A 7,204-nucleotide genomic window follows, 5' to 3' on the forward strand; every position below is an offset into this window, starting at 1 on the left:
GCGCTCCCCGACCTTCAGGTTTCGCAAACACCAATGTCACCGGGCTCACGACCGGGGTATTCAGGACGAACTAAAATGAATGCTAACATCACCAAGCTCGCCACCGGCACGCCTTCGGAACGGCGGAAGGCCGAGATCACCAAGGACTTCATAAAGTCGTTCAGCATCATCCTGGTGTTTCTCGCGATCTGCGTGCTCTTCACATCACTGAACCAATACTTCCTGACATGGAACAACTGGCTTAACCTTCTTCGCCAGTCGAGCATCAACGGCATTCTCGCGATCGGCGTCACATTCGTCATCCTTACTAAGGGCATCGATCTTTCCGTCGGTTCCGTCATGGCCTTAGCGGGCATGGTGGCTGCCAACCTCGTCACGACGGGCAACGAGAACCCATTGATCTTTGCCATCGTTGCGGCGCTTGGAACGGGCGCGATCCTGGGTCTTGTCAACGGCGGCCTCATTGCACGGATCAACGTCCCACCGTTCGTGGCGACCCTCGGGATGCTGAGCATGGCGCGCGGCCTGACGCTCATTTATTCGGATGGACGCCCGATCGCCAACCTTTCTGCTTCGTTGCGCTGGATTGGCAGCGGAAACGTGCTTGGGCTTCCTGTCCCCGTCCTAGTGTTCTTCGCCGTCTTCATCATCGGGTGGATCACCCTCTCCCGCACGACTTTCGGGCGCTACATCTATGCCGTCGGCGGCAACGAGAAAGCTGCCCGTACCAGCGGTATTTCGACACGCACGGTCATTGCAGCCACCTACGTGATCTCCGGCCTGCTTGCCGGTCTCGGAGGCCTAGTCCTCACGGCTCGCACAACTGCTGCATTGCCTCAAGCCGGTATCGGCTACGAACTCGACGCCATCGCGGCGGTCGTTATTGGCGGAACAAGCTTGTCCGGGGGGCGCGGCTCCCTTGTAGGGACGCTTTTCGGCGCCCTGATTATCGGCACCATCAATAACGGCATGGATTTGATGGGCGTCTCTTCCTACTACCAGCAGCTATTGAAAGGAGCCATCATCGTATTAGCCGTGATTGCTGACCAAATCAGAAAATAACAGAAGCGAACATCGATACCAAAGTGGAGGAGAATACAATGAAAAGACGTACGTTTATTGCGGCGATCGCAGCTTCTACATTCTTGCTCAGCGCAAGTCTGGCAGCCGCCCAAGAGAAAATCCGTATCGCAGCACTTTCGTTCGGTGAATCCGGCGAATACATGAAGGCTTGGTCGACTGAGATCCAAAACCACCCGGCCGTCAAAGAGGGAAAGGTCGAGATCACCGTTTTCGATGGCAAATACGATCCCTTGGTGCAATCCAACCAGATCGATACCGCAGTGACCCAGCAGTTCAATGCCATCATCATGGCGCCGTTCGATCTTGAAGCGTCCGCGCCCGCAATCGACAAGGCGGTTGAAGCAAAGATTCCGGTGATTGTTTCGGCGCTGAAGACCGCATCTGAGAACTACACCGCTTCGATCATCGTCGACGACCGCGAAGGCGGCAAGATCATCGCCGAAGAGATGGCCAAGCGTCTGCCGAACGGCGGAAACCTGGTGCTCATGGAAGGTCCGATCGGCCAGTCGGCTCAGATCGAACGCCGCGCCGGCGTCGACGCCGGACTCGCAGCGCATTCGAACCTTAAACTGCTGGTCGACAAGAGTGGCAACTGGAGCCGCGCCGAAGGCCAGGCTCTCATGGAAAACTGGCTTTCCGCCTATCCGAACCAGATCAACGGCATTCTTGCCGAGAATGACGAGATGGCGCTGGGCGCGATCGAGGCGATGAAGGCTGCCAACGTGGACCTCGGCAAGGTGCCGGTCATCGCTATCGACGGTATCCCGGACGCGATGCGCGCCGTGGAGAGCGGCGAGATGGCAGTCACGCTTTACAAATATGCACGGGCGGAAGGCCAAGGCGCAGTAGATTTGGCGTTACGCCAAGTAATCGGACCAGAATACAAGCCACAGTCGGACGTCTGGATGGAACTCATGGAGTGGAAGGACGGCACTCAAAAAGACTACACGGTTCCGTGGCTCGTCTTGGATAAGGACAACGTGAAAACATACAAGTGATTATTATCGGCGAGCCCGAATTTCCGGGCTCGCCACTATTGGATCAAGGTGACAAATGACTGTGCTAGAGAAGAGAAAAATCGGAAATACCGGTGTCGAGCTGACTTCACTGGGCCTCGGGACGTCACCATTGGGTGGGTGCGGGGTGAGCGTCCCGTTTGCCGATTTCGAAGCTGTAATCCTCAAAGCCTATGATCTTGGCGTTCGGTACTTCGACACTGCGCCGCTCTATGGGCTGGGAAAGTCGGAGCACAGCCTTGGCCACGTCCTTCGCGTAAACGGGCTTCTCAAAGACGTTGTGATCAGCAGCAAAGCTGGCCGCATCCTCAAGCCCGCAAGCCGCTCCAAGCGGGCAGAAAGCCTTTATGGCATCGACTGGATCGATCCACTGCCGTATGTCGACGAATACGACTACTCATACGATGGCATTATGCGGTCCTTCGAGGATAGCCAGCAGCGCATGGGCGTAGACGGCCTTGATATCCTCTACCTTCATGATGTCAGCGGCGTCTGGCACCGCGACAGCTATGATCTCTACCTCTCGCAACTTCGCGACAGCGGTTATCGTGCGTGCGACGAACTGCGAAGCAGTGGCGCAGTCAAGGCGATCGGTCTCGGAGTCAACGAAACTGCGTCCGTCCTTCAGGTCGCGGCGGAATTCAACCTGGACTGCTCTCTGGTAGCTGGCCGCTATACGCTGCTCAACCATCAGCCGCTTGAGGACTTCTTCCCCGAAGCCCAGCGTCGCGGGATCGCGATCATTGCAGGCGGCGTCTACAACTCAGGCGTCCTTGCGGAGGGGAGCAAAGGGGCAGCGGCGGTGAGAACCTATGACTATCAATCGGCGAGCCCCGAAATCTTGAGGCGAGTAGAGGCGCTTGAGGCCGTCTGCGCCGAGTTCAACATTTCGCTCGCCACCGCCGCTACGCAATTTGTGTACTCGCATCCGGCTGTAACGGCTGTTGTTCAGGGTGCGCTCAGCACTCGCCATGTGGAGGCAAACGTCGCCGCAATCTCTGCGAAGGTTCCCCCTGAATTCTGGTCCGAACTAAAGGCGAGAGGCCTCATACCGGACGCTGCGCCGATCATCGATCTAGCCGCTTGATTGTAACGCCAATTGTTAGGGGAGTAAGAAATGCCGGAGCTTGAAATTCGTCCGCTTGGCAGGTCCAACGTGCAGGTGACGTCGCTGGGACTAGGAACGGTACCGCTGTCCGGTTTCAACGCCGCCGTCTCGTACGCCGAATTCGAGGCTACGATCCTGGCGGGGTACGAGTCCGGGATACGTTATTTTGATTGCGCCCCAATGTATGGCTTTGGGAAGTCCGAGCACTTTCTCGGGCACGCACTCCGAGTGAATGACCTGCGAAAAGACGTCGTCGTCAGCACGAAAGTCGGCCGCGTCCTGAAGCCCGCAAGCCGCACTGCAAAGCTTGAGACCGTCTACGGGATCGAATGGATAGATCCCCTACCCTTCCTGGACACCTACGACTACACCTACGACGGGATCATGAGATCCTTTGAGGATAGTCAGCATCGTCTCGGTCTCGACTATATAGACGTCCTGCTTGTTCACGACGTAGGTCGGGCGTGGCACGGCGATCAAAGCGAATTCTATTGGAACCAGCTGCGAGCCTCTGGATATAGGGCGCTCGACGAATTGCGTGCAAACAAGTGTGTTTCGGCTATCGGTCTCGGGGTCAACGAGACAGAGTCGGTGATCGGCGTCTCGAGAGAGTTTTCAATTGACTGCGCATTAGTTGCAGGACGTTACACGCTACTCAATCACGAGCCCCTGAACTCAGCCTTCGACGAACTGCTGGCGCGCAATGTATCGATTGTCGCCGGCGGGATTTTCAACTCGGGAATCCTGGCTGCTGGAACTGGCGGTTCCACCGCGACCTACGACTACGGCAAGGTCCCAAGCGCCGTCCTCGATCGCGTCAGGGAAATCGAGGGCGTTTGCAGAGAATTCAAAGTCAGTCTTCCTGCCGCAGCGATGCAGTTCGTTTACGCTCACCCGGCAGTGGCCACACTTGTCATGGGGGCGAAGGGCAACAAGGAAGTCATGCAGAATGTTGCGTCGATGAACGAAGCGATCCCGGCCGCATTCTGGAGTGCACTGACGTCTGCCGGTCTCCTGCCTGCCACCGCACCGCTTCCGGCAGCCGCCTGATGCACGGCGGAGCGGTCCAAAATCTATTGCCATTCGCTTGCCGCGAGGAACCGAGTGCGATCGAGCGTCAGGAGCAGCGGGACGACCTTTCGTCATTGGTTCGCGTCTATGGCGAGATCATAGCGTTGTTGTCGTTCGTCCATCTTGGCGCCACCGCGCGGGGCCTCGAGGTGCACTCCGCTTTACTCGACGAGCGCGCGACACAGCTTCTGGTCACCGCGCGGGAAAGGGAAGCTGCTTTGAAGCCACTGATGGCAACCGAACACACCCGGCGACATTTAAGACGGGTCCGCACAAGACTTGAGCGGTTCAAGCTCGCGGGAGTTTGTGATGTAGTTCATGGGCAAGCGATGCACGTACTATCCGAAGCCTTGACGGAATTGAGAGCCGCTTCAGCCGTGTTGGGCACCACAACGTTCGACACAACTGGCTGCTGCGCTGGAGGAGCTTTTGCCAACATGGAGAAGTGGGATGGGAACACATTCCGTTTGGGTACTTGAGTACGCGCGTAGCCCGGTCCATCCGGTCAGTGGCGTCCTGTATGGGGCGCACAATAAAGGCACAATGAACCTTCCGTTCGCGTATATCTTGATTAAGACGGCCGGCGCGGTCGCACTGGTGGACGTAGGCCATGATGCAAACGATTTCGGAGGAAAAATTGCCAATTCAATCGGTGTGACCGGTTGGACGCCGCCAGAGGTGGTGCTGTCGGAGTGCGGTGTTCGCCCTGAGGATGTCACCCAAATTTTCCTCACGCATGCGCACTTCGATCACATCGGAGGCCTCAAATTCTTTCCTAACGCGAAGATCTATCTTCAAAAGAAGGAGTTGGAGTCCTGGATGTGGATTCTCGCAAAGGGTCCTCGGTTCCGATCGCTGCAAGCAGGTCTAAACCCCGCGGACATCCTGTACCTCGCCCAGGCGAACATCGAAGGTCGTCTCGAACTCGTGGATGGCGATCGGGAAAACGCTCTTCCCGGCATTCACCTGTATCCTGCGCACGATACGCACACGGCGGGATCGCAGTATGTGGTCATTGATCGAGGCGGCGCTGATAATTTGGTCCTGTCAGGGGACGTGATCTATACCTACCAAAATGTGACGGGTGAGGACCCGTCGAATCCATGCTTTGTTCCACCGGGTCTCGCCAATGGCAGCCAGACGAAACTGATTGAGGCAGCAGAAGAAATGCTGGCCATCGTGGGGCATGACGAGCGACGGATTATTCCCGTCCACGAAGAAAAGCTGGCCCAGCTATATCCGTCACGCGTGTCCGATCGTGGCCTGCAGATTATCGAAGTGTGTCTCGCCGAAAACGAAGTTTCCAGAGTGTGATGTTGATCTTACGTAAGCGGTGTTTCTGAGATGAATGCACAAGACCACGTCATCATGACGTATCTGATCGAATGCGAAGGCGATCCACTTGCCTTTGCCTCCAAGATCGCCAGCGACCAATCAACCGGTACCTTTGTGGATCTTCCGGGCGAAACACCGGAACTGAAGGCCCGGGTCGCGGCTCGCGTGCTGGAAGTACGCGAAATTCCGCCAAACGCGCGCGCCTCGATCCCGCAGACGGCCGGTAGCGGACCGTATCGCAGAGTGGAGGCAGACATAGCGTTTCCGATGGAAGCGATCGGCGACGACCTGGCCGCCTTGATGACCATAACCGTGGGCGGAGTCTTTTCGATCCGCGGATTCACCGGAATTCGGGTCCTGCGCATGCAGTTGCCTGATGGATTTGGGGCAACCTACCCAGGTCCCCAATTCGGCATAAACGGAACGCGCCAACTTACGGGGGTCGAGAACCGTCCCATAATCGGAACAATAATCAAGCCCGCGCTTGGCCTACGCCCGCACGAGACGGCCGAAATGGTGAAGGAACTCATCGCCTCCGGGGTGGACTTCATCAAGGACGACGAAAAACTGTGCGGTCCGCCCTATTCTTCGCTAGAAGACCGGGTGGCTGCGATCATGCCCTTAATCAAGGACCATGAGCAGCGGACCGGCAAGAAGGTGATGTATGCCTTCAACATCTCACACGTCGATCCGGACGTTATGATGCGGAACCATGACATGGTGGCCGCCGCAGGCGGAAACGCAGCGGTAATCAACATCAATTCGATCGGCCAGGGCTCCTTCCTATTCCTGAGAAAACGTTCTCGGTTGGCCCTGCACGCGCATCGGAATGGATGGGATATTCTCACCCGTCACCCGGGGCTCGGCATGAACTTCTCGGTCTACCAACAGTACTGGCGATTACTCGGGGTCGACCAGTTTCAGATCAACGGTATTGGGTCGAAGTACTGGGAACCCGACGACTCCTTCATCCAATCTTTCCACGATCTCGCTGTCCCTTTTCAGGCGGAAAGGCAAAGTCCGATGCCGGTGGTCTGCTCCGGTCAGTGGGGCGGGCAGGCACCGGAAACATATCGGCGTACGGGGCGGACACTCGATCTCCTATACCTCTGCGGCGGCGGCGTAGTCAGTCACCCCGGAGGCCCTGGCGCTGGCGTCAAGGCGGTCAGGCAAGCCTGGGAGGCAGCGCAAGAGGGCATTGAGCTCGATGTCTATGCGCGAAGCCATCCGGAATTGAAGCAGGCGCTGGAGAAGTTCGGCCGCCCATCGTAGGCACCCGCCAAATGCGGCAGGCGCGAGCATTGCAGGATACGTGAATGAAAAAAGAAGTAATGCGCCTTGTTTCGGTTGCAACCGTAACCCAGGCGGCGGACATAAAGGCCGCCTTCTCCGCTGACCCCGACCGTTTCTCGAAGTACAGCGTCCGCTTTGGCGATCTGCTGTTCGACTATTCGAAATGCGCCGTCAACGACAGGGTGCTGGACGGACTGGAGGCGCTCGCCAAGGCCGCCAAGGTCGAGGAAAAGCGGGAGGCGATGTTCCGCGGCGACATCATCAACATCACCGAGGAGCGCGCCGTGCTGCACACGGC

At 57.4% G+C, this 7,204-nt stretch carries 6 protein-coding genes and 1 pseudogene; all 7 read left to right on the forward strand.

Annotated elements, in window-relative coordinates:
• The first annotated feature begins 75 nt into the window (after window positions 1-75).
• A complete protein-coding gene (locus tag ASE71_RS25185; RefSeq protein ID WP_060520456.1) occupies window positions 76-1,062 on the forward strand; it encodes an ABC transporter permease in 987 nt (328 codons plus the stop codon).
• 38 nt (window positions 1,063-1,100) lie between these two features.
• On the forward strand, window positions 1,101-2,081 hold the full coding sequence (locus ASE71_RS25190) for a substrate-binding domain-containing protein (protein ID WP_060520457.1): 981 nt from the start codon (window positions 1,101-1,103) through the stop codon (window positions 2,079-2,081).
• Between the two features lie 55 nt (window positions 2,082-2,136).
• Entirely contained in the window at window positions 2,137-3,186 is a 1,050-nt protein-coding gene (locus tag ASE71_RS25195) for an aldo/keto reductase (protein WP_060520458.1), read from the forward strand.
• Window positions 3,187-3,216: 30 nt separating this feature from the next.
• Window positions 3,217-4,257: an aldo/keto reductase gene (locus ASE71_RS25200; protein WP_060520459.1), complete on the forward strand. Its 1,041-nt coding sequence runs from the start codon at window positions 3,217-3,219 to the stop codon at window positions 4,255-4,257.
• Window positions 4,258-4,728: 471 nt separating this feature from the next.
• Complete coding sequence (locus ASE71_RS25210) at window positions 4,729-5,592, forward strand: N-acyl homoserine lactonase family protein (protein WP_060520461.1); 864 nt, start codon at window positions 4,729-4,731, stop codon at window positions 5,590-5,592.
• A 30-nt stretch (window positions 5,593-5,622) separates the two neighbouring features.
• A complete protein-coding gene (gene oiaX, locus ASE71_RS25215) occupies window positions 5,623-6,885 on the forward strand; it encodes a 3-oxo-isoapionate-4-phosphate decarboxylase OiaX (protein ID WP_060520462.1) in 1,263 nt (420 codons plus the stop codon).
• A gap of 44 nt (window positions 6,886-6,929) precedes the next feature.
• Window positions 6,930-7,204, forward strand: a pseudogene (locus ASE71_RS25220) (glucose-6-phosphate isomerase); the annotation flags it as partial.

The organism is Ensifer sp. Root954, assembly GCF_001429005.1.
GTDB lineage: Bacteria > Pseudomonadota > Alphaproteobacteria > Rhizobiales > Rhizobiaceae > Ensifer > Ensifer adhaerens.